The sequence below is a fragment of the Paenibacillus sp. RU5M genome (genome assembly GCF_900221055.1).
In the GTDB taxonomy this organism is placed as follows: domain Bacteria; phylum Bacillota; class Bacilli; order Paenibacillales; family Paenibacillaceae; genus Paenibacillus; species Paenibacillus marchantiae.
Genome location: NZ_OBQM01000002.1, coordinates 330,940 through 356,270, shown reverse-complemented (window position 1 = coordinate 356,270; position 25,331 = coordinate 330,940). Strand labels below are relative to the sequence as shown.

The window sequence follows — 25,331 nt, the reverse complement described above, 5'->3', positions numbered from 1 at the left end:
CTACTCCTTCAACACTGCATCAATATAAACATTGGGATGCAGCAGAATGTCGCCTGCGCGGGAGGTCAGTTGGAACATACCCTCAGCCCCCACACCCATCGCGATGATGAACACAAACAGAATTCCGGCAGGGATGAGCAGGCCGTTCACGGCGTAAGGTCTTCTCACTGCGCCTGCCGGCGGTTCACCCCAGAACGCCTGGATGAAGATGCGAAGAACCGAATACAACATCAGCAGGCTGGAAAGGACGGCAATGCCTGTCAGTCCGTACAGACCTGCCTGCAACCCGCCTTCGAACAGCAACAATTTCCCAGGAAATCCACTGAACGGAGGAATACCTGCCAGCGCAAGTGCACTGATGAAGAACATCCAGCCAAGCAGTGGGTAGCGGTGGATCAGCCCGCCCATATTGTCGAGTTTGGAGGTGCCTGCGACCGCGATCAGAGCGCCTCCGAGCAGGAATAGCAGTGTTTTGATGAGCATATCATGCAGCATGTAGAAGAGCAGACCTTCCAGTGCAGGACGGCTGGCAGCAGCCATCCCGAAGGCTACAAATCCCACCCCTGCGATCACGTTGTAGATCAGTATTTTATTGACGTCACGATAGGAAATCGCCCCGATTACTCCGAGTACCATGGTCGCTCCAGCCATCCAGCCGATAAGGGCATGGAAGAAATCCGGATCATGATAGAAAATCAGTGTGAATGTTCGCACAATGGCGTACAGGCCAACTTTGGTCAGCAAACCGGCGAATAGGGCGGTGACCACTGCCGGAGGGGCTGCGTAAGAGCCGGATAACCAGAAGAACAGGAACAGTCCAGCCTTGATACTGAATACGATCAGGAACAGGACAGCGATCAGGGTGATGACTCCACTCTGTCCAACTTCGGCGATCCGATTGGACAAGTCGGCCATGTTTAATGTGCCTGTAATAGAGTAGAGAAAGCCGATAGAGGCAACAAATAGTGCAGAAGAGACAATGTTAATCAAGACATACTTGATCGTTTCTCGTAGTTGTCTTTCCGTACCTCCCAATACGATTAGTGCATAAGAAGAGATGAGCATCAGTTCAAAGCAGACAAACAGGTTAAACAGGTCTCCGGTAAGAAAGGAACCGTTCACGCCTGCAATCAGGAAATGAAAGAACGGGTAAAAATGATGTTCTTCCCGTTCCTTATTCACACTGCGGAAGGCATAGAGCAGACACGCCAGTGCAATAATCGAAGCGGCCACGACAAGCAAGGCCGATACCATATCTGCAACAAGTACAATACCGTAGGGTGGTTCCCAGCCTCCCATATTGAGCGTCTGTATGCCGGACTGTGTCACTTGGGTAATCAGGACAGTTGAAGCGGCTGCGGTCAGCAAAAGGCCAATAACACTCACAACCCGCTGGATGTTTACCCGCCGGAAGAATAGAAGGGCTATAACCCCTGTAATCAGTGGCAGTAGAATGGGCAGAACAACGAGATTATTCATAAGGACGCCCCCTTACTTCTTCCATATCGTCTGTTTTCAGCTTCAGATAGGAACGATAGGAAAGTACAAAGAAAAAGGCGGTAAGTCCGAAATTAATAACAATGGATGTCAATATCAGCGCCTGGGGAAGTGGATCAACGTAGCGTTCAGCCTGCTCCCCAAGCAGCGGTGGTGCTCCAGTTTTGAGACGGGACATCGTAATCAGCAGCAGATGCACCCCGTGAGTGAGTATGGACATGCCAAGCACGATCCGGAGCAGGCTCCGCGATAAGATTAAAAAGACGGCGACTGCAAACAAAATGCCAACGGCCACACACATCAATATTTCCATATCAGCGATCCTCCCCGATCTGTAGAATGATATTCATGGTGACTCCCAGGACGGCGAGATATACGCCGAGGTCGAACAGCATCGCGGTTGCAAGTTCTGTTTCTCCGAGTATCGGAAGATCGAAATAACCAAAGGTCTGACTCAGGAAGGGTACGCCGAACAAAAACGAGCCTGCTCCAGTCAATAAGGCAATGCCCAGCCCGATGGCTGTCAAGGTGCGAAAATCGATAGGTAACGCTTTACGTACAGTATCTGTACTGAACGCCAGCGCAATTAACACGAGACCAGCGGCGGTCACCAGACCGCCAATGAACCCGCCACCCGGGTTATGATGTCCTGCGAAGAACAGATGCAGCGCGAAGGTCAGAATGATAAAGACAACAACCTTGGTCGTTGTTTGCAACAACACATCGTTGCTTTGCAGTGGTACGGTATCCCAGGTTGATGAGCTACGTTCACGGTTGCCATACTTTTTCGTATTGTCCGCTTTGTCATCCGTATCTTCATCCGTTTCTTCAGTCTGTTCTTTCTTGCGGAATTTCAGTCTTGCGCCAAGGTCCCTCGCTTCAAGATTCAGATTAATCATGGAGTAGATGGACAACGAAGCTACCCCAAGTACCATAATCTCCAGTAAGGTATCAAAACCACGGAAGTCCACCAGCAACACGTTGACGACATTTTTGCCGCCAGCCAGATTGTAACTTTCCTGAATGAAAAAGTCCGAAATGCTCTCGAGTGACGCGGTTCCGCTCGCAGCTAATGCAACAAAGGTCATGACCACGCCTACGGCAATGGCAACAATCATATTTACACTAAGATAGCTGCGGCTTGATTTGCCTCGTTGCAGTTCAGGCAGATGATAGAAGCAGAGCAGAAACAGTGCAACGGATACCGTTTCGACAATCATCTGGGTCAATGCCAGATCCGGCGCTCGGAACAGCACGAACAGTAATGTGACGAGGTAACCCACTGCGCCTGTCATAATGACTGCGGATAGTCTGTTCTTGGCAAAAGGGATCGAAACCGCTGATGCAATCAGTGCGAGGAGCAGTACTGCTTCATAGAAAGAAAAAGGGGCGTTGCCCTTGAAATTCCAGGTGATATTTTCCCCCGAGCGGAAAAAAGCATAAACCAGCAATGCAACGGTGAACGAGAAAATGTATACCAGGTAGTTACGAACCGAGCCATTCATATAGGCTTCCGTCCATTTGCGTGCATAATGCTGAAGGTTATCGAGTACGACATGGTACATATTGTTTATCGTTAACCCTTGTGGGTAATGCTCATAAATCGTTCTCCAGCGCGGCAGCAGTTTGTACAATGTAATACCGAGGGCGATTACACCAATGGTCATGATTAATTCTGGTGTGATGCCATGCCATAGAGAGAAGTGAACATCAAAGTGTTCATTTCCGTTCAACAGTGATGGAAGTACAGCAGCCATCGCCGGTTCAATTAATGATCCAGCCAGCAGATTCGGGAATAGACCGAATATGATCACGAGTATCCCGAGAATAACCGGAGGAATTAACATGCCAACGGGAGCTTCATGCAGCTTCTCGGCAGGGATCTCGCTGCGGGTGCGACCAAGGAACGTTTTGAACACAATAATAAGCGCATAGATCAGAGTGAACACACTTGCGAGCCAGGCGAACACAGGCAAGAGTATACTCCATGATCCGAGTCCAAAGATGCGAAGGTGTGTTACTTCCACCATAGCCTGGAAGAACAGCTCCTTGCTCAGAAATCCGTTAAACGGCGGAATTCCGGCCATGGCGAGTGCTCCGACGAGCGCTACCGTAAAGGTCACTGGCATAAATGAAGCAAGTCCGCCGAGTTTCCTTATATCCCGCGTGCCTGTCTCATGATCCACAATGCCAACGACCATGAACAGTGCCGCTTTGAAGGTAGCGTGATTGAACAGATGAAGCAGTGCTGCCGTAATGGCAACCGTGTACATCGCGGAGGATTCGCCATATCCGAAATAGATAGCCGCCGAGCCAACGCCGAGCAGGGACATGATTAAACCAAGCTGTGAGATGGTAGAGTAGGCCAGGATCGCCTTAAGGTCATTTTTTTTCACGGCAAGGAATGATCCATAACACAGGGTGAGCAGTCCAACCCCGGTGACAAGCCAGAACCATAATCCCTGTCCACCAAAGATGGGTGTAAACCGGGCGACGACATACAGTCCCGCCTTGACCATGGTCGCCGAATGCAGATAGGCGCTAACCGGTGTTGGAGCTTCCATGGCGTCAGGCAGCCATATGTGGAACGGGAACTGCGCCGATTTCGTAAAAGCACCGATCAGAATCAGCACAAGAGCGGGCAAGAATAGTGCACTATCCTGAATCTGTCCCCATTCCGTAATGGTTGCACGGATGCTGAACGTGCCTGTCATGAGATACATCAGCATGAATCCGGCAAGCATGGCGAATCCGCCAAATACGGTAATGAGGAACGATTTCTGTGCGCCTGAGGTGGATTCTTTACGTTTGTAGTGAAAAGCGATCAGGAGAAAGGACGTAATACTGGTCAACTCCCAGAATCCATACAACACAATCATATTGTCTGACAGCACCACGCCAAGCATGGCTCCCATAAACATCAGTAGATACAAATAAAAGCGGTTTAAGGCTTCTTTGGTATCCATGTAGAAAATGGAGTAGAGCACCACCAGTGTTCCTACACCGGTGATTAACAATGTCAGCAGCAAACTTAGACCATCAAGATATAGATTAAATCCAATGTCCAGTGACGGAATCCAGGGGATATACCCAGATACCGTATTGCGCTGAGACACGGCGGGTACGAGGCTCGCAAAATAAACAAATAATAGGGCCGGGACAAGTAAAACCAGCCATCCCATATGTATTTTACGGAAGAAACGATGCAGCATGGCAAGTACAATACCAGCGGCAAAAGGCAGAATCACAGCAACATGAAGCAGGCTCAACATTACACCCCCAATGACTGAATTTCTAATGCTCTTTGTTGTGGCAAACCGTGCTCATATGGCTCTGTGAGCATGCTTGCTCTCTATATTCATAACCCAAGTATGTATATACAGAATCGTGACTATTCTTTGAATGGAAGAAACACGATGCGAATAGCGTTCCCATATTGTATGGAAATGTATAATGAAAAAAGACATTATTTCCGATAAAGATGAAAACGAATAGGTGACATCCCGTAGTTCTTAACAGCATGAATGATGTTGAAAAAAGCAAGCTGGTTTCACCGTTTATTGGAGGAAGTTATGTCATTCAAGCTTAAAACTGTTCTCACCATGACCTTCGCTGTGTTATCCCTGTTGGTTACACTCACGATTGGTTATATTCTAAGTCAAAAATCATCCATAGCTGTCGAAACGGAGATTGGTCATGCCCTCATCAGCACGGCTTCTCAGACTTCAGACAAGCTGGATCGCTTCATGTGGTCGCGTTCAGGAGAATTGGATCTTCTGGGCCGAATGATTGCTCTAGAGGACCGCTTCGAGCCTGCCGAAATGCAGATGCTGCTGAATCAGCTTCAAGATAGCTTTCCCACATTCTCATGGGTTGGATTCATGAATCCCGAAGGAAAAGTGCTGGCTTCCACAGAAGGCATATTGCGTGGTGAAAATTTATCGGAACGACCTGTGTATCAGGAGGGAATCAAGGGTAAATTTATCGGAGATGTCCATGATGCAGTCCTTCTGGCGAAGCTGCTTCCGAACCCAACCGGCGAACCACTGCAATTTGTTGATATCAGCTTTCCGGTGAAATACAAGAACGGAGAGATTGCTGGCGTGCTTGCCGCACATTTGAGCTGGGCCTGGGCGAAGGAAATGGAGGAAAGTGTCCTGGAGCCGCTGAAACATGAGGAAAAGGACATCGAGATGTTTATTGTCAGTCAAAAGGAAAATACGGTGCTGCTTGGTCCAAAAGAATGGATTGGTCGTCCTTTAAAGCTATCGGGCATTGAAGGGGCAAGACTGAACAAAAGCAGCTGGTCCATAGAAGAATGGCCGGATGGAAAAGAATATGTAACAGGATTTGCTACTAGCCAAGGGCATTTGGACTATCCGGGTCTGGGGTGGACGGTGGTTATTCGTCAGCTCAAGTCAGCGGCGTTTGCTTCCGTGACCGACATGCTTTGGTTCAATGTGTGGGCAGGGCTCTCGGTTACGGTGCTATTTGCACTGATTGGCTGGCTGATCTCCCGCCAGATCTCGGCCCCGATTGCAGGGCTAACTCAAGTGGCGAATCGGCTTGGTGCTGGAGAGCAAGTACAGATTCCAGAAAATCGAGGCTTTAGGGAAATCGAAGTACTGTCACGTTCACTGGGAGATATGTTGACTTCGCTAACGAATAAAGATTCGGAACTGGTTGTTATGCAGAATCTGGCCCATTACGACCAATTGACCGGACTGCCAAACCGAACAGCACTCGAATTCTATCTGGAAGAATCCTTGGAGATGGAAAGTGAGAATCACACGTTAACGTTCCTTTACCTTGATCTGGATGGATTCAAAAGTGTGAATGATACGCTTGGGCATCAGACCGGAGATATTCTGCTGAAGAAAGTGGCTCAGCGTTTGACCAGTCTCAGTCATGAAAAGGGCATCACGGTAAGGCTTGGTGGAGATGAGTTCCTCATTGTGCTCCGCTCTGTGGGAAGCAATCCAAGAGAAGAAGCTCGTACCTATGCAGAAGATATCATCCAGAGCCTGAATAAGCCGTTTATTATTGAATATGAGCGAATTCATATTGGATGCAGCATTGGAGGAGCTGAGTATCCTACGAACAGTGGCAATCCGAGTGAAATTATCCGCATGGCAGATGAGGCGCTGTATGAATCGAAACGTGCGGGCAAAAATAGAATGACATTCTATCCAGAATTGAAGAACACAGTTAGAGAATAATATAATATTAAGTAAGAGTTAACTGATCCGCATACAGGCAAGGAGCGATGAGATGTCTGGAAAATATACCAATGTACCCTATGGTTATGAACCGCCCCCGGCTACCCGGAAAGGCACGCTGATTTTCTATGATTCATTTGAACACGTAACGGATCAACAGCTTGAACGCGCCGCTGCTATTGCGGACACACGTTCTTTTGTGCAACTTGTGCTCTATCCGCTGCATGAGAATACAGTGAAGAGAATGAGCAAGGATGGTGTGCAGCCTTTTTACAAAAGGGAAGACCGTCTTCATGACTGGAGAAGGGAGTATGCATCCTCCCGCATACGGGTGGAAGGCTGGGAAGGCAAGAGAAAGAAGTATACGCCGATCGAAGCAGCCCTGCGTCATATAGCAGAAGAGTATCCCGCTCCCCATTTCCTGTACCTCACTGTAGAGATGGCGAATCAGTTCGCATCATTTGATTCGTTCAAAGATTGGATTAAGGAAGTACGTCTGATTATTGATGGAGATGCCGTTAAGCTCCACCCGAAGCTGGAGCAAAATGCACATCGCTGGGAATGGGCAGAGTGAACCAATATATTCGGAGTGACGATTAGCGTTAAAAAAAGTAGTGCTGTACAGCCGGATTCCCGGTGAACAGCAATACTTTTTTGCGTTTTTTTGGAGGATTAAACCAGATCAAGGGACGTCATCGTTTTATTTTTCCCCGTTCGTTTGGCGGCATAGAGACATGCATCCACTTCCTCAAACAGCTTGTCCTTGGACAGATGAGCGCTGTAGCTTTTAAGTCCGACACTTACCGTAATATATTGCCCTTCAAGCTCCAGATGAACGAGACGAGCAATTTTTTTGCGGATCTGCTCCACCAAGGCATAAGCCTGCTCGAAGGGTTGCTCAAACATTAACAGTGCAAACTCTTCTCCACCATAACGCGCCGCGATATCGCTTGATGTGATGTTCTCCTGAATGACCAGAGAGACTCTCTCCAGAATGGTATCTCCCACCCGATGCCCATATGTATCATTAATTGACTTGAAGTTGTCAATATCAATCAGAGCTAAATGTAGACTCATGCCATTATTGGCATACTCAAACGCTTTTTCATAGTAGTCCTTAAAGGAGCTTTGATTATACAGATTGGTTAACCCGTCTGTCTTGGACTGCTTGCTCATAATTGCGTTTCGCACAATCAGATCCTGCTTGGCAAGCATACTGGCCTGAAGATCATCCAGTACCTCGACGCCGCTCGTAACAATCAATTGTGCAACATATGTACCTACAATGAGAAAAGCCGGAATGGAAACCATATCAAACGAAGATAAGTACAGCCGATAGGCTGGGTCGCAGAGTACGATGACATAGCCAATCATCTGCATGAGGCATACCGTCCATACCCGTTTCTTGTTGAAAAACAGTACCGAAGCAAAGATCGGCAACAGACATATGGCCAGTATAATGCGAATGTCGTAATTGACACGTATGATGGTCCAGGCAATCACTGTGCTGGCCACGGACATGGAATAGAAGGAGAACGAACTGAAACGGCGTTCCACCCAACTGGCGATCAGAATGGCGAAAGCGCTGGCTAATGTAGGCAAAAATAATACATGGATCATGAAGTCTTCCGGAGTGCGATCATAATTCAGAAACAGAAAGCAGCCTATTTGAATGACAACATGCGTTAAAACGACGACCCAGTAAGCGCGAAGCATTTTTTTGATCCATTTGGAATGCTTGAATTCGTACTCGGTTGGGATATGGTTGCTGTGTGAATGGGGACTCTTCAATATATCACCGCTGACTGCATCATAATGATACGACAGACGTGCTCTCGTATACGTTAATTATAAAACACATTGCACGAAACGCAAATCATTTAATTTGTTATATGAAAACTTATCTAACATGTAATAACGTGTTATCAACGATGAATTCTTTGCTTGATTTCTGTGACATGGCATTACACGAAGGTGAATGAATGGTATACTAATTAAATATGACCTCGGCAAATAACCCGTGGATTCGGGTGTCGGATTAGCTATAGAGGAGGCCGCTACATTGGCAAAAGCAAAAGTTGCAAAAAGACCTACCCGGGATGAGTTTGAACTGGAAGAGCTGGGGAACCAACTGGTTGAGGCGTATCAAGAACGTTCGGAAGTGTTGCTGACCGTATGGGGCAAGGAAGATCAGGTTCATGGGGTGATTGTGAAGTTGGACTCACGTACCCGGCTAGTGCATGTGGAGTATACAGAGGAAGAATTTACGGCCAAAGTGCCGTTCCTGGATATTATGCGCATTGATTCTCCACGGTTTTGAAAAAGATGATAAACAGGATCTGAATCAGGGCATCCGCCCTGTCAAATCCATTCTCCCTGCATAAGATAACCCATACCTGTTGCAGAGGAGGTACGGTCAATGAGCGAAGTATTAGGTGGAGAAGCAAGAGGAGGCTACGGATACGGAGGTTTTACTTCTGTAGGTGCCATTCTGGTTTTGTTTATCCTGTTGGTTATCATCTCCAAAGCATTCCTGGTATAATTATTATTCCAGATGAATAAAGGAAGCTCTGCCATCGCGGCAGAGCTTTTTTTGTTTATATTTTGTGTTGTCGTTTGCGGCTGAGAAGTCCGTACAGAACGACGATCACCACAGGGTAGAGAACGGCCCACCCGGCAAAAGGGAACACAATGGCTGTCGCCACAAAGGAAATCCAACTGATGGTTACCCCAGTGCGACTTCCCTTGAGTAAGCGTATTCCGGCTGCGCAACCACCAAGATAGGTGAGAATGAACGTTGCATTAGGCAACTGAATAAGTGTGGTGAGTGACACCAGACCTGATCCGTATATGCCTAACACGAGAGTGAAGCAGATGGCCAGGAAGCCGATTGCAGCAATTGGTGTATGGTACCGACTGGATAAGCGGGACATCCATTGCGGGGCGGATCCTTGTCTTGCCAGTGCATAGGCGACACGGGATGCGGCACCAGCATACGCAATGACCGTAGCGGTGCAAATGAATATGCCAGTTAGCCCAGCAAGTAATCCACCCCAGGAACCGAGAGCCTGACTAATGATCCATACGAGAGAGACATCAGCTCCGCCATGAAGATAGCTTTGGGTTCCGACTGTCGCCAGTGCAGTCAGGAAATAGAGCACACCTACAATGATGGCAGCAATGGTTACGCCTTTGATAGCTGCCTTGCGTGGATCAGTAAATTCTTCAGACAGGTGAGATACAGCTTCCCAACCGATAAAACACCAGAACAGAATGGCCCCAGCCTGACCCACGCTGACCCAACCACTTGGCATAAATGGTGTGAAATGTATGGATTGCATATTCGGAATAGCAAATACAAATGCCATGACTAGCACGATAATAATCGCTAGCACAACGCCAATCTGTACCTTTCCGGCAACCTGCATGCCCACGATGTTAATGATCAGTCCAGCCGCCAGCATGAGGGCGGCAATCGCTGTTCTATATCCTTCCCCGAGTCCCAGCGCAGCCGTCATGTAGCCTGCACCTGTAAGGGCAGCCACGGGAGCACCGATGGGAACGGACATTAGAAAGAACCAGCCAACCACGGCTCCTGCCCGTTGTCCGAAAGCGAGGGTGACGAAATGGGATACACCGCCTGCGTCCGGGTATCGGGCTGAGAGTAATCCCATGGATAGGGCGAGTGGGAGAATCAGCAGCACCATGCCTCCCCAGGCGAGAAGTGAAGCTGGTCCTGCCAGTTCGGCAGCAAGTCCGGGTACAATCAGGACACCTGAACCGAGAACTGCACTTATATAAAGCGCAACAGCTTGCGGCATACCTATCGTTTTTTTGAGCTGCGAAGAAGATGTGTTCATGAAATAAAATGGCCTACCTTCCAGAAAGAAATGATTTTAGAGCGAGAACTATGTAATTATATAGGAAGAGATGCAATCAGTCATTGGCGAATTTTGTAGAAATTTCGATATCGGTCGTGCGGACGTTATGATAAAATAAAACTATCCCTAGAGAAAGATTGAGGTGTATCCCTAATGAGTAAAGAGTTGACAGAAGCTTTGAACGAACAGATGAACTTCGAATTTTATTCGGCTCACGTATATCAGGCGATGGCCGCATACTGTTCCAGCGAAAGCTTGGACGGATTTGCCAACTTCTTCATCGTACAAGCAGAGGAAGAGCGGTTCCACGCCATGAAAATATACAAATTCCTGAATGACCGCGGACAACGCGCTACTCTTGCTGCATTGCCAGAGCCGAAGAATGAATATTCTTCAATGCTGGATGTGTTTGAACACGGATATGCACACGAGCAGCAAAACACGAAGAAATTCTACAATCTGGCTGACATTGCCCTGAATGAGCGTGAACATGCCACGATGTATTTCCTGAAGTGGTTCATCGATGAGCAAGTCGAAGAGGAAGCTCTGTTTGATAATATCATCCAGAAGTTGCGCCGTATCGAAAAAGATAGCAATGCTTTCTACATGCTGGACGCCGAATTTGGTAAACGTTCATTTACAGCTCCTTCGGAGTAAGAGGGGACTAAGCAAAGCAACAGGATTGATCCGAACGACAAGAAAATCGATCTACATATGAAAAGTCTGCTCTCGGGCAGGCTTTTTTGTTATACCATTTTAAGATTCTTTGCTCTCTTCATATAAATTCCAGAAATGAATCTATCAGAAACCACAATTTGGGTTAATAGAATATATGTCAACATTGATCTATCCCGACGGATGTTTTTTTTCGAGCAAATCTATCAAATTCGTTTTATTTTTTTGGGTAATCTGACAAAAGTGTAACTCGAACGTAGCATTTGAAGCGAGAATGGGACGCACTCTTTTTGATAGTATTAGGATTATCGCCAAGGGCTGCAATGAGAGAAACATAGACACCCGGGGAAATACAAGACATAAGGGAGACTTTTATTATGCTACATATTCGTAAAACATTCATCACCGCACTTGCTATTCTATTGATCATTCCATTGCTATTGCCGCAGTCGGCTTCAGCTACATCATCCGCATCCAAGAATGCTGGAAATAAAGCGAGCTCCAAGATCATATATCTAACTTTCGATGATGGGCCGACCGCCCACACGGGACAATTACTGGATATTCTGGATCAGTACAATGCCAAGGCGACATTCTTCATGCTTGGACCTCAGATGGAGAAGTTTCAGAAGGCCACCAAGCGTATTGTTGCAGATGGACATGGACTGGGCTTACACGGCGTAACGCATGTTCCCGGTAAATTTTATAAATCCGCATACAGCGGCTTGAAAGAAATGCAGCAGGCCAATGAAAGCTTGAATAAAGTGGCAGGTGTCAAAACCAGTCTCGTTCGTACTCCATACGGCAGCAAACCGTATCTCAAACCGGCATATCGCAATGTTCTACTGGGTCAGGGTGGATTCCATCTGTGGGATTGGAATGTTGACTCCGAAGATTGGAAATACAAGAAGGATCACCAGAAAGTCTACAACAGTGTGATGAAGCAGATTCATAATGTGCAAAAGAGCGGAACCACCCCTGTGGTCCTGATGCACGACCAGGAAGCGACATTGAAAGTACTTCCGCAAGTGTTAAAAACACTGAAAGCAGAAGGCTACCAGTTTGAAGTGCTGACCAAGAAAGTGCAGCCCGTGAATTTCTGGAATGACAAACGTTAAAATTCAGGCGAGACAACAATGTAAGCTGATTCCAATAACGGCTTCAAGGAGGACAACAACATGAGCAAACCTAAATTATGGATGACGATTCCTGTGACAACAGCAGTGCTGCTTGCTCTTGCGGGGTGTGGTGGTCAGGATACCAAACCATCATCAGTGGACAACACGTCCCCCGCGGCTGGTGAACAGGCTCAGTCAGGCAGTGGAGGAGCCGATTTCTCCAATGGAACGAAAGATAGCGGAACAGATACAACGGAAACAACGGGGACGGAAGGTTCTGCGGGAAGCGGGACATCAAATTCGGAAACGGGCAGTAACGATCAAACCCAGAAAAGTGCGAACGATGTCATTAAGGACATTCGCAGTCAGCTGAAGATGAATAACGCTTCGTTACCTACTTCATTTCCCTTGGAAAAGGGAAAACATCTGACTGCAGCGATCACATCGAATACTTCAGATGCGTTCCACATTAACTTTTATTCCACTGACCAGTCTGTTGCGGTTAACGATGCTTCGTTGACGGCCTCTGGCAGCAAGGTACCTGTTCTGGCATCCTATGAAGTGAAGACGTATAAAGACCCGAACAGTACGGATATTTTCCCTGAGACAGATTTGAAAGACATTCCTGAGGACATGACGGTGGATCTGGGACATGACATCAAGGGTGTGGCTGAAGGCGCGGCGGGCAGTCAGTATCTGACATGGACAGAAGGTAGATGGACGCTTCAAATTCGATCCGTTTCCCAAGATAACATGAATAATCCGGGGATTGCGAAGAGAATGGTGGAATACTTGGAATCCCATACACTGCCTGCACCAAAGGATAAAGGATTCGTGAACGTGCAGTACCCAAGCGGTGGTAAAAGCGTTAATGTAACGATCTCCTGGCAAGATGGCAAGCAGATTCATCAGCTCCAGACCGAGCAGGTGCCACTGGAAGCTTTGGGCATGGTTGTTTCTGTAAAATAGTATAGTATGGAACTAAAATAGGTTCCAAAAGGAAATAGGCTGGACCGGAGTGAGTACTCCAGGCCAGCCTATCCTTGTATAAGCAAGGTGCACCGATGGGAAGGTGTACCTTGCTTATTTATGTTTCATTGGGTTAAAGCGGTACTTTCATTTAAACCACCCTTTTTCTTTGGAACGAGTGATGGCTTCAATGCGGTTACTTGCATTTAACTTGTTGAGGATAATAGAGATGTAATTTCGCACCGTACCGGTAGTAATAAATAAATGTCCGGCTATTTCCTTTGTATTTTTACCGTCTGCCATCAGGCCGAGAACGGCATTTTCACGTTCGGTCAGCGGGTTCTCCTGTACATAAGCCTCGTCCACCAGATCGGGTGCAAAAATACGTCTCCCATTCATGACCTGACGGATTGATTCGGCCAGTTCCTCGATCGGGCTATCCTTTAACAGATAACCGCGTACACCGCCTTTCAAAGCACGTTCAAAATATCCGGTCCGGGCAAAGGTTGTCAAAATAATGACTTTACAGCTCATACCTTTCAGTTCCTCAGCGGCCTCCAGGCCACTTTTGACGGGCATTTCAATGTCCATCAGACAGATGTCTGGTGTAAGCTCCCTGACGAGAGAAAGAGCTTCCTGTCCATTGCTTGCACGACCTACCACTTCCATATCCTCTTCCAGATTGAGTAGGGAAGACAAGGCCCCCAGCATCATACGCTGGTCTTCGGCGATTACGATCCTGATCATTGTTCAACCTCCTTTATCGGTTTGCGGACCAGCTTGGGAACATGGATGACAATGCCTGTACCTTCCATGTTTGCTCCGGAACGAATATCCAGACAACCGTTCACAAATTCAAGTCGTTCTTTCATTCCCAAGATTCCGGTACCGCGCCGTTCTTGCTTGCGGGTACGTTCGATTCCAACTCCGTTATCCTGAACCGTTACTATATTATCGGACAGTGTTTCCTCGATTCGGATGGTGCATACCGTTGCCTGACTGTGTTTTACGACATTCGTAACGGCTTCTTTCAGACACATGCCGAGTACATTTTCATTTAGTTGTGACGTATCCTGCAACTTCGGATTGCCTTCCAGTACAAATTCAATGGAAGCGGCCTTCAAAATCTGTTCGGCACGGAACAGTTCATCCACCAGCTGTGTACCACGCATGGTCGTTACCATTTCCCGGACTTCCTTCAGGGCCGTACTTGCCGTCTGTCTCAGATCGTTCAGCTCAATCTCGGCTTGATCAGGATTCATGCGGAGCAGACGCTTCGCTAGATCGGTTTTCAGACCGATGAGAGAGAGCTTTTGTCCAAGTGTATCGTGCAGATCGCGTGCGATACGTTGCCGCTCTTCCATTTTCACCAGATCATCCAGCCGTTTGTTGGCATTCTCCAGCTGGCCTTCCAACTGTTCACGCTTATTTTTGTTATACGTACTGATCGGAAGCAGAATGGATGCCATGAGACTAATGAATACAAACGGAAACTGACTGAGCAGTAGGGTGCTCTGCTTGATGAAGCTATAATTAATGGTTAGAAAACTGGCTGCCAGGTTCACCGAATAGAGGGTGAAAAAGCCGGCTTTATTTTTAATATTCCCAATAAAAAAAGCAAGAAACAATGAGAAATAGGCATAATCATAAGCGATGGTCATCGTAATTGATATGGCGATCAGCAGCCCAATCCACATATACACCTGCCAGCCCTTTGTGATGAAGGCAAGCAGATAGCAAACAAAGAAGAACAGAATGATGAAGATTCCCGCAACCATGGGCCACAATTTGGAATATTGTGAAATATAATAGAAGGGCAGGATGAAAAAGACGAGCCATACATATGGATTTAAACCTGTATTTTTATAAAAGAGCTGCATCCACTTTTGAATGAAAATTCTCCTCCTCGGACTTGCATTGTACTCAAACTTAGCCTGACTGTAGCATGACTTTAGCCTGAATACAAGAAAACGAATCCGACAGAGTTAAGGCTTCTCTGTCAGACCCGCTTGGTTGTTTACTCGAATAGGCGGTTGAACGTAAGGCTTGCGGGATAACGTTTTGATCTCGCCGAAGCTAATAAAACGCTTGGATTCTTCGTCCCATAGACGGAAGCGCAGGGCAGCCAGACTGGAACGTAGCGTAATCGTTGTTGCATTCTGCAATGGTGGTGTTGCATTATGTGCTTCTTCCAAGTAATAGTTAGGTACACGTGGGCTCAAGTGATGCACATGGTGGAACCCGATATTGCCGCTGATCCACTGCAACAGTTTAGGCAATTTGTAATATGAACTACCTTCAACAGCAGCCTTCACATAACTCCATTCATCTTCATTCTCAAAGTACGTATCTTCAAATTGATGCTGTACGTAGAACAGCCAGATGCCGAAGAAGCCAGAGAAGAAAAAGACGGGTGCCTGCACCAGGACAAAAGCCTGCCAGCCGATTAACCAGCACATGGAGGCATAAAGAGCTACGATCAACACTGTAGTCAGGTGAGTATTCATGCGTTCTTTGCGTCTTGCACCTTTACGGTTAAAACGGTAGGCGAACAGGAATACATAAATGGGCCCAATACCGAACATGACAAACGGATTACGATAAATCCGATAGAATAGACGACCCCAAGGGGAAGCGGCTTTATATTCCTCAACCGTCATCACCCAGATATCGCCAACTCCACGTTTATCCAGATTGCCGCTGGTGGCGTGATGAATGGAATGCTCATTTTTCCATTGCAGGTAAGGTGTGAGGGTTAATACACCTGTAATCGTACCGAGAATGTCGTTGGCACGTTTGCTTTTGAAGAATGAACCATGACAGCAGTCGTGGAAGATGATAAACGTTCTAAGTACAAACCCCGAGGCTACGAGGGCAATCGGAAATGTCAGCCAGTAGGACACGGACAGGCTATAGTACGCTGCGGCCCATAATAATAATAGTGGTAGTATGGAATTCACTAATTGTTGGATACTCAGGCGAAGATTATTTTTCTCATAAGGGGTCACTTCTTTTTTAAGGGCCATTTCTTTGGTTCTGCTCATAGACTTACGTCCTCCTTCAATGGTCAATAACTGTAATCAGTTCTAACCTAACGCTTCCTGGGAAGATGTCTCCAAGTGAGGCGTTTTTATCATTGTATAAGAATGCGTCCAGTGCAGTAAGTCATAAACGTCAGTACACTGTAATGATGAATATCAATGATGACCCATGACATTTGTCATGGGTAGATGAAGCAAACCTGCTTTGTAGAGCCTGAAAAACAGTATTTTTAGATTCCTTTGTACAATTTGCGCAACAATTTGTATTATGTATACAAATTTTGTGCCGGGCATGGTAGAATCTATCATTGAGTGGTTATGACAACTTATGAAATTGGTTGATAGGTTGATTTTCTGATGGATTGGATGGAGTGCATGATGAAGAAAAGAATAACGGATATTCTATTTATTATGGCGGGTGCATTTCTGTTTGCACTTGCAGTAAACCTGTTCGTCATCCCGAATGATCTGGCTGAAGGCGGCGTTACAGGGATTACAATTATTTTGTATTACCTCTTTGAATGGTCTCCTGGACTGATGAACTTGCTCCTGAATGGTATTTTGCTACTTGTGGGGTACAAATTTCTGGACAGAACGACAACGGTGTATACCATTATTGCGGTGGTATTTAACTCGCTGTTCCTGCACCTAACCGAGAGCTGGACGATCGCATCGGACGAGCTCTGGATCAATACTATTTTTGGTGGATTATTTGCCGGTCTGGGTATCGGCATGATTGTTAGAGTAGGCGGCACAACGGCGGGCACCGTTATTCTGGCCCGGCTTGCCAATAAATATCTGGATTGGAACATCAGTTATGGACTGTTATTCTTCGATCTGATCGTGGCGTTCTCGTCTTTCTTCATTATAGGGCCGCAAGGTTTGATGTGTACGATTGTCATGTTGTTCGTCGGAACCAAAACGATGGAGTTTATTATTGAAGGGCTCAATCCGAAAAAAGCAGTTACGATTATATCTACCAAACAGGATGCCATTGCTCAACAGGTCATTGAGAAGATGGATCGGGGAGTTACCGTCTTGTCTGGTCATGGCTACTATACGAAGAACCCGAAAGAGATCTTATATATTGTCATTAGCAAACAAGAAGTTCCGATGCTGAAGAAGATTGTGCGAGCGGAGGACGAAATTGCTTTCATAACGATCCATGATGTGCGTGACGTATTTGGTGAAGGATTCATTGAATTGTCCAAATCGTAATGAAACGTATATATAAGGAAGTAAGGAGCTGCGGTGTTTATCACTGCGGCTTTTTTGATTTACATAATGTAAAGTCGAAATTGAATGATTACGATGAGATCAGGCCTTGATTTTGAAATCATATCATCCGATACAGACAAAAAGCTGTACACGTTTTAAAGCCGATGATATATTAAATTTAATTCGTTAAGAAACTTAACTAACTATAAAAGGAGGCGATAAAATGGCTGGCACACCGCAGTATATCCGCAATCTGAACGAGAATTTGATTATGGATGCGCTGATCGCAACTGGTGCGATGTCCAGGGCAGATATCAGTCGTCAGACCGGACTCAGCAAACCTACGGTGTCGTCGGCGATTGAACATCTGATTGAACGAAATCTGGTGCTGGAAACCGGCAGAGCCGACAATGCCCAGGGTCGCAAAGCAACACTCATTCGATTCAATGAAACAGCTTATTATGTCTGTGGCATTGATATTGAGGCAACCCGAATTCGGATTGCACTCTCTGATCTGAATGGTGAGATTATGGATTACAGAACGTATCCAACATTATCGGTCCAAAGCGGTGATCGAGCAAGGTCGGCAATCCTTGATGTGCTTCGAAGCCATATGGATGAATTACTGACGGAAAATCAATTGAATTGGGATCAGATCCAATGTATTGGTTTTGGCATTCCAGGTGTTGTACTGCCGGACTCTGGTGATATTGATCGAATCGTTACCCCGTTAGAGGGATTGGAAAAGTTGCTCTCGCTTGAATCATTGTCGGGAGCCTTCCCGTGTGAAGTGATCCTGGAGAACGATGTGAACCTGGCTGCACTGGGGGAGTACAGGGGTGGAGCAGCAGCGGATTCCAATCTATTTGTGTTTTTCTCCATCGGTACTGGAACGGGTGCAGGCATCATGGTGAACGGGCAATTGCTACGAGGCATGGGCGGTTTGACAGGCGAGCTCGCGGAGATGTTGTTGGAAGAGGGGCGTCGATTGGAGGATGTTTTGTCAGCGGAAGGTCTGATGGAACTGGCCAAGCGTCAGTTGGATGCCAGTCTTCTTGAGGGTCCTGATTCTGGTATAGAATACCTTCGTGAACACCTGACTCCTGAGAAACTGTTTGAAGCTACCCGAGGTGGAGAATCGCAGGCTGTGAAGATTCTGAAACAATACAGCCAAATGATTGCTTCGGCTCTGCGGAATATCTGTGTCGTGCTTGCTCCCCATCTCATTGTACTTGGCGGAGGTATCGGGGGAAATGGGGATGTGTTATTGCCGTTTCTCAGACAGATCGTATCTGATCAATTCCCGGCGAAGCCTGAACTGATCTGTTCAGAGCTGGGCGAGCGGGCTGTAGTGACTGGAGCAGTGCAGGTAGCCTTGCAACAGACGATGTTGAATCTTCAGCATGAGGCATTGGAATAAAAGCGTCAAAATGAGATTTGAATTAAACATCAGCTAGGCTGATTTAAAAATAGAGAAGATTCATCAGACATTGAACGGGTTGAACATCGCATATAGGAGGACAAAGCTATGTTTACCGACAAAAAGGAATATTCATTTTCAACTTGCTGGAACATCAAACGTCACACTACGGGTCAGGGCATGATTGAGGAGATCAAATCCCTAGGCTTCAGACAGGTGGAGCTAAACTATAACGTGACGGACGAATTGCTGCAAACAATTGAACCAATGATTGAACGGGGAGAAATCGGCATATCCAGTGTGCACAATACATTTCCACATGTAGCTGATCCCGATTATGGAACCGACTCGGTTCTGCTCGGTTTCGACGATGAGCCTCGTCGTAAGCGCGCCATTGAACTGCTGCTCCGTTCAGCTGAATATGCACACCGGTATGGTGCGAAGGCAGTTGTCGTGCATCCAGGCGAGGTGCCGTTTGAATATAATATTGATGAAGCATTGAAAAAGATATATCACGATCAAGGGCCGGACTCCTCGGACTATCAATCGTTATGGCAAGAGATGATTGAGAAGCGTGAGGCGAATAGCGCACATTACCTGAAGCGGATTCAGGAGAGTCTGGAAGAAGTGTGTGAGTTGTCTGAACAGCGCGGATACGGAGTGAATTTCGGCATTGAGACTCGATCACGCTGTTACCAAATGCCGACGCTGCAGGAGGCGGGCGCACTTATCCGCAGCATGAAAGGGGCACCACTCGGATTGTGGTACGATATTGGTCACGGTATGATGATGGATCGAATGGGGCTCTATGACAATGTACGTGAAGCAAATGAATTGATCGACCATGTCGTCGGGGTCCATATTCATGAGACGGTAGGCTTGTCGGATCATTGGTGTCCTTATATCCATAGTAAGGACATGGCATTTTTTGATTCATTCCTGGATATCATTGATCGTTCTCCGGTCAAAGTATATGAGTTGAAAGCAGCCTGCACACCGGAAGAGATTGATGAGAGTCACCAGTTAATTACAGCTCGTATCGCTGGACGTCAAGCGGCACGGCAGCACGGATAATCTGGCAAGAGAACAGCGGTGAAAAATAAACGTAAAGAGAGCGGTCAGAATAATCTTACCTTTTGGGTTAAGCGGTATTCTGCCGCTCTCTTTACGATGTGATATTTTCTAATCTGTAATTATAAGATATAATATGCATTAATCAGGCTATGGTATCCCTTCCTTCTGAATTCTTACAATGGTATTAGGGGTGCCGCTTCCCTGATTTTTTTAGTTTTTTGGACTGTGTTATACATATGAAGAACCGCCACGAGCTAGGCCAAGTATACCAATGCTGAATATATTATCGTCATGTGGGAGAGTACAAGTGATGGACTTATTCTCAATCTATTTCAGCAGGAATTTGAAAGTGATCATTGCAGAGCGCGAGGGCAAGCTGCCTGTGCGTATATTGGCGACTGCACTGAGAAATTTGGAATCGCTGGGATATACGTTTTCGACGAAACTGATAGATGTGCTGAATACCTGGGAACGTGACAGATTCGTTTTCTGGTTTGAGCAATTGATAGATGAGCTTCGAAAGATGAAAGGAATCAATTTAAAGGAAATCCTCGTGTATCCGAAATTTCCTAAGCGGAAAATGAATATTCAGGAAAGTAAATTTTATTTAAATGCTTTGATGCATTCCTGGAGACAGCAGCTTCTTGAAAAGGAGCAAGAACAGGAGCAGCGCATATTACTGCTGAACAAGCTGCGACTGCGTGTGATTCATCTCGGCAGTGAAGCAGATTTTTACCAAGTAGGAATGGACCTGCTTACAGCAAAATCTTCGTTAATGCCAGTTGCAAGAGAGCAGTTGACCTGGTTTGCAACAAAGTACGAAGGCTGGGCCACATTTGAACCAGAGGCAGGGCAAATACCTGTGAGGGAAAATGCAGCCGTTTATTGCGCGGCTTTATTAAAGGCGGGGCGTGCTTCGGTGAAGCAACTCCAGCGACATTTGCGCACGGCAACAGATATATTGCGGCTGGCGGTAGCGTGTTCCGATGGAGATGTCAGTCTGAAGGAGAACACCCGCTTCCGTTCATTTACTCGATCTGAACGTCGGGTAATACTTGCTTTATTGGAGGGTGCTTCGAACCCGCTGGAAGATTTGTTTCGATATAAAGGGCGCTGGCAGAGATTGGCCGAGCGACTGCATCCAGGTGAATATCGTCACCGTTATCCAGGGGCAATAGCGGCGCTGGACCAGTTGCGACGTGGGGAACGACCGCTTACCTTTCATGGCCGAGTGGAGCGGGCATTTGAACAGAAGGATAACCAGCTTATTCTGGAGACGCTTGCGGAACGCCCGGGAGAGATGGTCGGTCAGCTCGACCGAATGATACGTTCCGGTGTTCCGGTGCAGCAAGTGATCGGCAAAATGGAAACTGTGGAAGAGAAGGTTTCGACAAGGGCGCTGCTTGGAGTGTTGGCCCATTTCAGCACACGGACGGAGTTTCAGGTCAGGAGGAGCTTTTTCCGCAAAGGCAACACGGCAAATCTGTATGTCTCCACTCAACCGCTACCGTCCCTCAACGTTGAGGATGTTCATGCGGTGATATCGGCGGTAGAGCATACACTGTTGAAACGGTTTGCCGTGCTTCCACCACTCGGTAATGTCTACATTGATGAAAGACTTCAAGAGTTTTCAGTTCCATGGGGAAAACGCCGGGCAAGCGAATCTCTTCGAGCTCTATCGCGTGCGTCATGGATATCGTTACCCACAGGAGATACCGTTCGTTTTTTTCTGTGGTGGAGAGAAGGCCTGAGCGGTGATGAGCGAATCGAACGTGTGGATACCGATCTGTCGGGTGTACTGTATGATGAGGATTGGCGTTATATGGACCAAACATCCCGGACCCCTCTGAAATCGAATGAATATATAGCTGCAAATAGTGGGTTTATGGTGACTGCACCGGATGGAGTGGCGAAGTATATGGATCTGCATTTGCCGTCCGTTTCTAGGTTAGGGGCACGTTATATTGTAATCATGGTTAACGCATTCAGGGATAATGCTATCAAGGATTTATCGGAGTGTTATGCTGGCTGGATGATGCGTCAGGTTCCACAGTCGGATGAAATGTTCGAACCTTCAACGGTGCAGGAGCGAATCGATCTGACGGCAGATTCCCGTAATTGTATTCCAGCCATTATTGATGTACAGGAGCGGTGCATTTTGTGGTGCGATCTTGGCTTAAAGAGACAGCCTAAAGCGCATCATCCGATGGGAGACAACAAAGCCGAATTGGCTTTGATCGCCCGGGCAATGACGGAGTTGAAACGACCAGATTTATATACCTTATTCATGCTTCACGCTAAAGCGCGGGGAACATTGGTTGAGACATTAGGGATGGCCAATCTCGTATTTACAGCGGAACTGGAATCCAATCGTGTGGCTGAAGTGGCAGAGTATCTGACAGAAGGCCCACCCGTGGAGCGCACTGTGATTACACCTCTGGAGCAGGAGTATATTATGAAGCAGTTTTTGTAACGATGTAGGTTCGGATGTTTAGTCATAGATTATTGTAAAAGGGGTATTTGTCACGTTGGACCTGCGCGGGTAACCATGACAAATACCCCTTTTGGTGTGGATTATATATTTCTGAGCCTATAGGTAGCATGAAATTGAATGGAGAAAATGAAGGTCGTTCCATTCCATTACACATTTTATTCGTACATTCGTTGTTCGACTTCAGCAAAAGCGATATCAGGGCTCTCATTTGAATTATCAATGTAAGCAACGGCTGAGGCGGGCAAGGGCCAGGCTACTTGTTTACGGGCAAGTGAAGCTGTGAAGGCATCCCAGTTCTCCAGCTTCCACTCATCCAGCGGGGATTTTCTGGCTGTAATCCGCTCTCGATACAACGCTTCATTTGCAAGATAAATATAGGCCACACGTACATCTGTATCATCAAGGGAACGTCCAATCCGTGCGAGTTCCTGCTCGATCCAGTCCGGAGTTCCGATTTCTTTGGTAAAGGGTCCTACAACCACGGTATCGATACCCAATTGCACGTTGTCCAGTGCAGCATCCATCGTAATACGGTATCCCAAATCACGGCACAGCCGTTTGTATTCCGGTGAATCCCGATCGGATGGATCGAGTCCTTGTAGGGTCATTATTGCTTCAGCAGCTGGACGCAGCAGGATATCCATATCCAAAAAAGCAGCTTTATGTTTACGCGAGAGGGCTTTGGCAAGGGTTGTTTTGCCACTCCCGGCCCCGCCAAGAAAAAAAATCAGTTTGCTCATGGTTTGAATTGCCTCCTCATAATCGATAGAAAGAATATGTAATGTCTAAGTAAGAATAAGAGATTCATGATGACACCTCAGGTGTGAAATGACTTGTTTATTTTATCACAAACGTCTTCAATTGATAGCTAGACAGAAAAGGAAGGATCAGGTAATATTATACCTAGTTTTACTATGCATAGATTTCCGATGTATGTAGCCAAGTGGATTTATTAGGTACATGTTGAAGTTTTAAGAAGTGTGGTAAAAGTGGATGTAGTTATTGGACGTGGAAGCATGAACCAAAGGGAGTGACAGCTTTGCAGGTAAACAAACAAATGATTAAAGGCAGCACGGAGACATTGATTCTTACGCTACTGAAGGAACAGCCGCTTTACGGTTATGAATTGATCAAGGAACTCCATCGTCAATCCGAAGGTGTGTTTAATTTGAAGGAAGGTACGTTATATCCCATTCTGCACGCGATGGAGCTTGAGGGATGGGTGGAGTCTTACTGGATGGAGGTTGAAGGTAGGAAACGTAAATATTATTCCATTTGTGACAAGGGTGTGGAGGCGTTACAGCATAAAAAAGCCGAGTGGCTTTTATTCCGCGGTGCCGTGGATCGGGTGCTTGGGGAAGGAGGCTTAACATGACGGATCGACATGAGAAGATTAAACATTATCTTGATCAACTGTGTAGTCAGGTTAAGGCACGTGAAGTACATACTGATCTGCGTGATGAGCTTGGCAACCACATGGAAGAAATGATGTTGGACAAGGAGCAAGAGGGACTGAGCCAGGAAGAGGCAGCTGCATACGCCATTGAGCAGATGGGTGATCCCGCAGTGGTGGGCAAAAGTATGCACAGATTGCATCGTCATCGTATGCATTGGGGGCTGTTAGTTGGACTAATTGGTTTGTCTACAGTTAGCCTGTTGTTAATGTGGATTTTTACGACGAATGTCGCAGATGAAAAGTATCAGTCCTTATATCGGGGGCATGTGGTGTACACCGTTATAGGTGTAATGTTGATGTTGTTCTTTATTTACTTTGATTATCGTAAGTTGAAAAAAGCTGCTTGGTGGATCTATATTCTACTTAATGCCCTTTTGTGGATTAATCCAATGATATCTACGGATTTTTATGGTATGAGCAGATTCCTGATTGCACCACTTGGATTTGTAATAGACCTTACCACTGCTTCAGTGTGGATTTTGCCACTTGCCATAGGGGCAATTGTGCAGGACAAGCTTAGTTCAAACTGCAATATGCAATCCATATTGACCTATATTGCTCTGGTAGCGTTACCTGTAGTGCTATTGTTTCAAATGTCGGACTGGGTTCGCATGTTTCTGTTTGGCACAATGTCCATTATTTTATTTGGTTGGCTCACGCGAAAATGGCTTTATACAGCCTTAGGTGCTGTTGTAACAGGAAGTATTTTTGTATTGTTATTGTTTTTTGCAGATCAATACGGACGCCTGAAGAGGCTTTCTGTCGTTTTGAATCTTCAGGATGACCCTTACGGTGGCTATAGCAACAATTCCATTATTGAAATTATTCAATCAGCCGGCTGGTGGGGGAATGGAATTGATACAACGTTCGACAAGTTTAAAACGAGTTATTTAGATTACCCAGGTGTGCTGCTCATTGATGTGTTTGGCTGGTCAGCCGGAATACTGTTATTGGTGGGTATCATCTGGTTTGTTGCCAGTATGGTGAAGATCCTTCCTCACATTCGGGAAGATTTCGGTCGAATGATAATTATCAGTATCACATCTATGTTTGCGTTGCAAATCATCTATTCGTTGGCGATGACTACCGGGAAGGCTCCAATTCTTAGCATTGTTTTTCCTTTAATAGGATATGGAAATCACCTGCTTTTCGAATATGCTATGATCGGTTTACTTCTCGGTGTGTACCGTCGGAAGGATACCATTTCCAAGAAAAATGAAAAAATACGGCAGAAGGTGGATGCCGACCCAATGACCAGTTCATAAGCAT

The 25,331-nt window shown here is 46.4% G+C and carries 22 protein-coding genes; 13 read left to right on the top strand and 9 right to left on the bottom strand.

The genetic code is table 11. The features are described 5' to 3' along the window. From CRO25_RS07275 to CRO25_RS07265, 3 genes are read right to left on the bottom strand one after another with little or no spacing between them, the layout of a single operon-like run. Positions 1-1,479 carry a Na+/H+ antiporter subunit D gene (locus CRO25_RS07275; RefSeq protein ID WP_063563410.1) on the bottom strand — a complete coding sequence of 493 codons (1,479 nt, stop codon included), beginning with the start codon at positions 1,477-1,479 and terminating at the stop codon, positions 1-3. Then, the gene (locus CRO25_RS07270; RefSeq protein WP_024631879.1) at positions 1,472-1,810 is read right to left on the bottom strand and encodes a Na(+)/H(+) antiporter subunit C; all 339 of its coding nucleotides are present in this window, start codon (positions 1,808-1,810) and stop codon (positions 1,472-1,474) included. Before CRO25_RS07270 ends, CRO25_RS07275 begins: the two co-directional genes overlap by 8 nt. Position 1,811: 1 nt before the next feature. Continuing rightward, positions 1,812-4,766 (bottom strand): Na+/H+ antiporter subunit A, encoded by a 2,955-nt coding sequence (locus CRO25_RS07265; RefSeq protein WP_079694483.1) that lies wholly within the window; start codon positions 4,764-4,766, stop codon positions 1,812-1,814. Between the two features lie 303 nt (positions 4,767-5,069). Between CRO25_RS07265 and CRO25_RS07260 the strand changes: the two genes are divergently transcribed. Both CRO25_RS07260 and CRO25_RS07255 read left to right on the top strand, forming a co-directional pair. Continuing rightward, positions 5,070-6,716, top strand: coding sequence for a sensor domain-containing diguanylate cyclase (locus CRO25_RS07260; protein ID WP_079694482.1), 1,647 nt, complete (start codon positions 5,070-5,072; stop codon positions 6,714-6,716). Between the two features lie 52 nt (positions 6,717-6,768). Next, positions 6,769-7,290, top strand: a complete 522-nt coding sequence (locus tag CRO25_RS07255; protein ID WP_072732572.1) for a hypothetical protein — start codon at positions 6,769-6,771, stop codon at positions 7,288-7,290. A gap of 98 nt (positions 7,291-7,388) precedes the next feature. Here the strand turns inward: CRO25_RS07255 and CRO25_RS07250 are convergent, their stop codons facing one another. Then, positions 7,389-8,432 (bottom strand): GGDEF domain-containing protein, encoded by a 1,044-nt coding sequence (locus CRO25_RS07250; protein WP_179132128.1) that lies wholly within the window; start codon positions 8,430-8,432, stop codon positions 7,389-7,391. Between the two features lie 346 nt (positions 8,433-8,778). Here CRO25_RS07250 and CRO25_RS07245 point away from each other — a divergent pair, with 346 nt between their 5' ends. Then, positions 8,779-9,036: a YolD-like family protein gene (locus CRO25_RS07245; RefSeq protein ID WP_063563416.1), complete on the top strand. Its 258-nt coding sequence runs from the start codon at positions 8,779-8,781 to the stop codon at positions 9,034-9,036. A gap of 99 nt (positions 9,037-9,135) precedes the next feature. After that, a complete protein-coding gene (locus tag CRO25_RS07240; RefSeq protein ID WP_090805800.1) occupies positions 9,136-9,258 on the top strand; it encodes a dihydroorotate dehydrogenase in 123 nt (40 codons plus the stop codon). Positions 9,259-9,313: 55 nt separating this feature from the next. Here the strand turns inward: CRO25_RS07240 and CRO25_RS07235 are convergent, their stop codons facing one another. Further along, positions 9,314-10,576 carry an amino acid permease gene (locus CRO25_RS07235; RefSeq protein ID WP_063563418.1) on the bottom strand — a complete coding sequence of 421 codons (1,263 nt, stop codon included), beginning with the start codon at positions 10,574-10,576 and terminating at the stop codon, positions 9,314-9,316. Positions 10,577-10,750: 174 nt separating this feature from the next. Here CRO25_RS07235 and CRO25_RS07230 point away from each other — a divergent pair, with 174 nt between their 5' ends. The 3 genes from CRO25_RS07230 (at position 10,751) to CRO25_RS07220 (ending at position 13,359) form a co-directional block, all read left to right on the top strand. Next, on the top strand, positions 10,751-11,254 hold the full coding sequence (locus tag CRO25_RS07230; RefSeq protein ID WP_079694480.1) for a ferritin: 504 nt from the start codon (positions 10,751-10,753) through the stop codon (positions 11,252-11,254). 395 nt (positions 11,255-11,649) lie between these two features. Further along, complete coding sequence (locus CRO25_RS07225; RefSeq protein ID WP_063563420.1) at positions 11,650-12,390, top strand: polysaccharide deacetylase family protein; 741 nt, start codon at positions 11,650-11,652, stop codon at positions 12,388-12,390. Between the two features lie 60 nt (positions 12,391-12,450). Beyond that, positions 12,451-13,359 carry a hypothetical protein gene (locus CRO25_RS07220; protein ID WP_079694479.1) on the top strand — a complete coding sequence of 303 codons (909 nt, stop codon included), beginning with the start codon at positions 12,451-12,453 and terminating at the stop codon, positions 13,357-13,359. Between the two features lie 147 nt (positions 13,360-13,506). On the opposite strand, the gene CRO25_RS07215 is transcribed toward CRO25_RS07220, so the two are convergent. From CRO25_RS07215 to CRO25_RS07205, 3 genes are all read right to left on the bottom strand, one after another. Then, on the bottom strand, positions 13,507-14,106 hold the full coding sequence (locus CRO25_RS07215; protein WP_063563422.1) for a response regulator transcription factor: 600 nt from the start codon (positions 14,104-14,106) through the stop codon (positions 13,507-13,509). Next, positions 14,103-15,251, bottom strand: a complete 1,149-nt coding sequence (locus tag CRO25_RS07210) for a sensor histidine kinase (protein ID WP_063563423.1) — start codon at positions 15,249-15,251, stop codon at positions 14,103-14,105. The genes CRO25_RS07215 and CRO25_RS07210 overlap by 4 nt, the downstream gene beginning before the upstream one ends. 93 nt (positions 15,252-15,344) lie before the next feature. Next, a complete protein-coding gene (locus CRO25_RS07205; RefSeq protein ID WP_079694478.1) occupies positions 15,345-16,403 on the bottom strand; it encodes a fatty acid desaturase in 1,059 nt (352 codons plus the stop codon). Positions 16,404-16,778: 375 nt separating this feature from the next. On the opposite strand from CRO25_RS07205, the gene CRO25_RS07200 reads away from it, so the two are divergent. From CRO25_RS07200 to CRO25_RS07185, 4 genes are all read left to right on the top strand, one after another. Further along, a complete protein-coding gene (locus CRO25_RS07200) occupies positions 16,779-17,618 on the top strand; it encodes a YitT family protein (protein ID WP_064640909.1) in 840 nt (279 codons plus the stop codon). Between the two features lie 223 nt (positions 17,619-17,841). Then, complete coding sequence (locus tag CRO25_RS07195) at positions 17,842-19,038, top strand: ROK family transcriptional regulator (RefSeq protein ID WP_079694477.1); 1,197 nt, start codon at positions 17,842-17,844, stop codon at positions 19,036-19,038. A gap of 108 nt (positions 19,039-19,146) precedes the next feature. Further along, positions 19,147-20,112: a sugar phosphate isomerase/epimerase gene (locus CRO25_RS07190; RefSeq protein WP_079694476.1), complete on the top strand. Its 966-nt coding sequence runs from the start codon at positions 19,147-19,149 to the stop codon at positions 20,110-20,112. A 310-nt stretch (positions 20,113-20,422) separates the two neighbouring features. Further along, entirely contained in the window at positions 20,423-22,585 is a 2,163-nt protein-coding gene (locus tag CRO25_RS07185; RefSeq protein WP_079694475.1) for a hypothetical protein, read from the top strand. 176 nt (positions 22,586-22,761) lie between these two features. Here the strand turns inward: CRO25_RS07185 and CRO25_RS07180 are convergent, their stop codons facing one another. Beyond that, the gene (locus CRO25_RS07180; protein WP_064638833.1) at positions 22,762-23,346 is read right to left on the bottom strand and encodes an AAA family ATPase; all 585 of its coding nucleotides are present in this window, start codon (positions 23,344-23,346) and stop codon (positions 22,762-22,764) included. Between the two features lie 299 nt (positions 23,347-23,645). Here CRO25_RS07180 and CRO25_RS07175 point away from each other — a divergent pair, with 299 nt between their 5' ends. Beyond that, positions 23,646-23,981, top strand: a complete 336-nt coding sequence (locus CRO25_RS07175; RefSeq protein ID WP_024631897.1) for a PadR family transcriptional regulator — start codon at positions 23,646-23,648, stop codon at positions 23,979-23,981. Further along, complete coding sequence (locus CRO25_RS07170) at positions 23,978-25,327, top strand: FtsW/RodA/SpoVE family cell cycle protein (RefSeq protein WP_079694474.1); 1,350 nt, start codon at positions 23,978-23,980, stop codon at positions 25,325-25,327. The genes CRO25_RS07175 and CRO25_RS07170 overlap by 4 nt, the downstream gene beginning before the upstream one ends. Positions 25,328-25,331 lie beyond the last annotated feature (4 nt).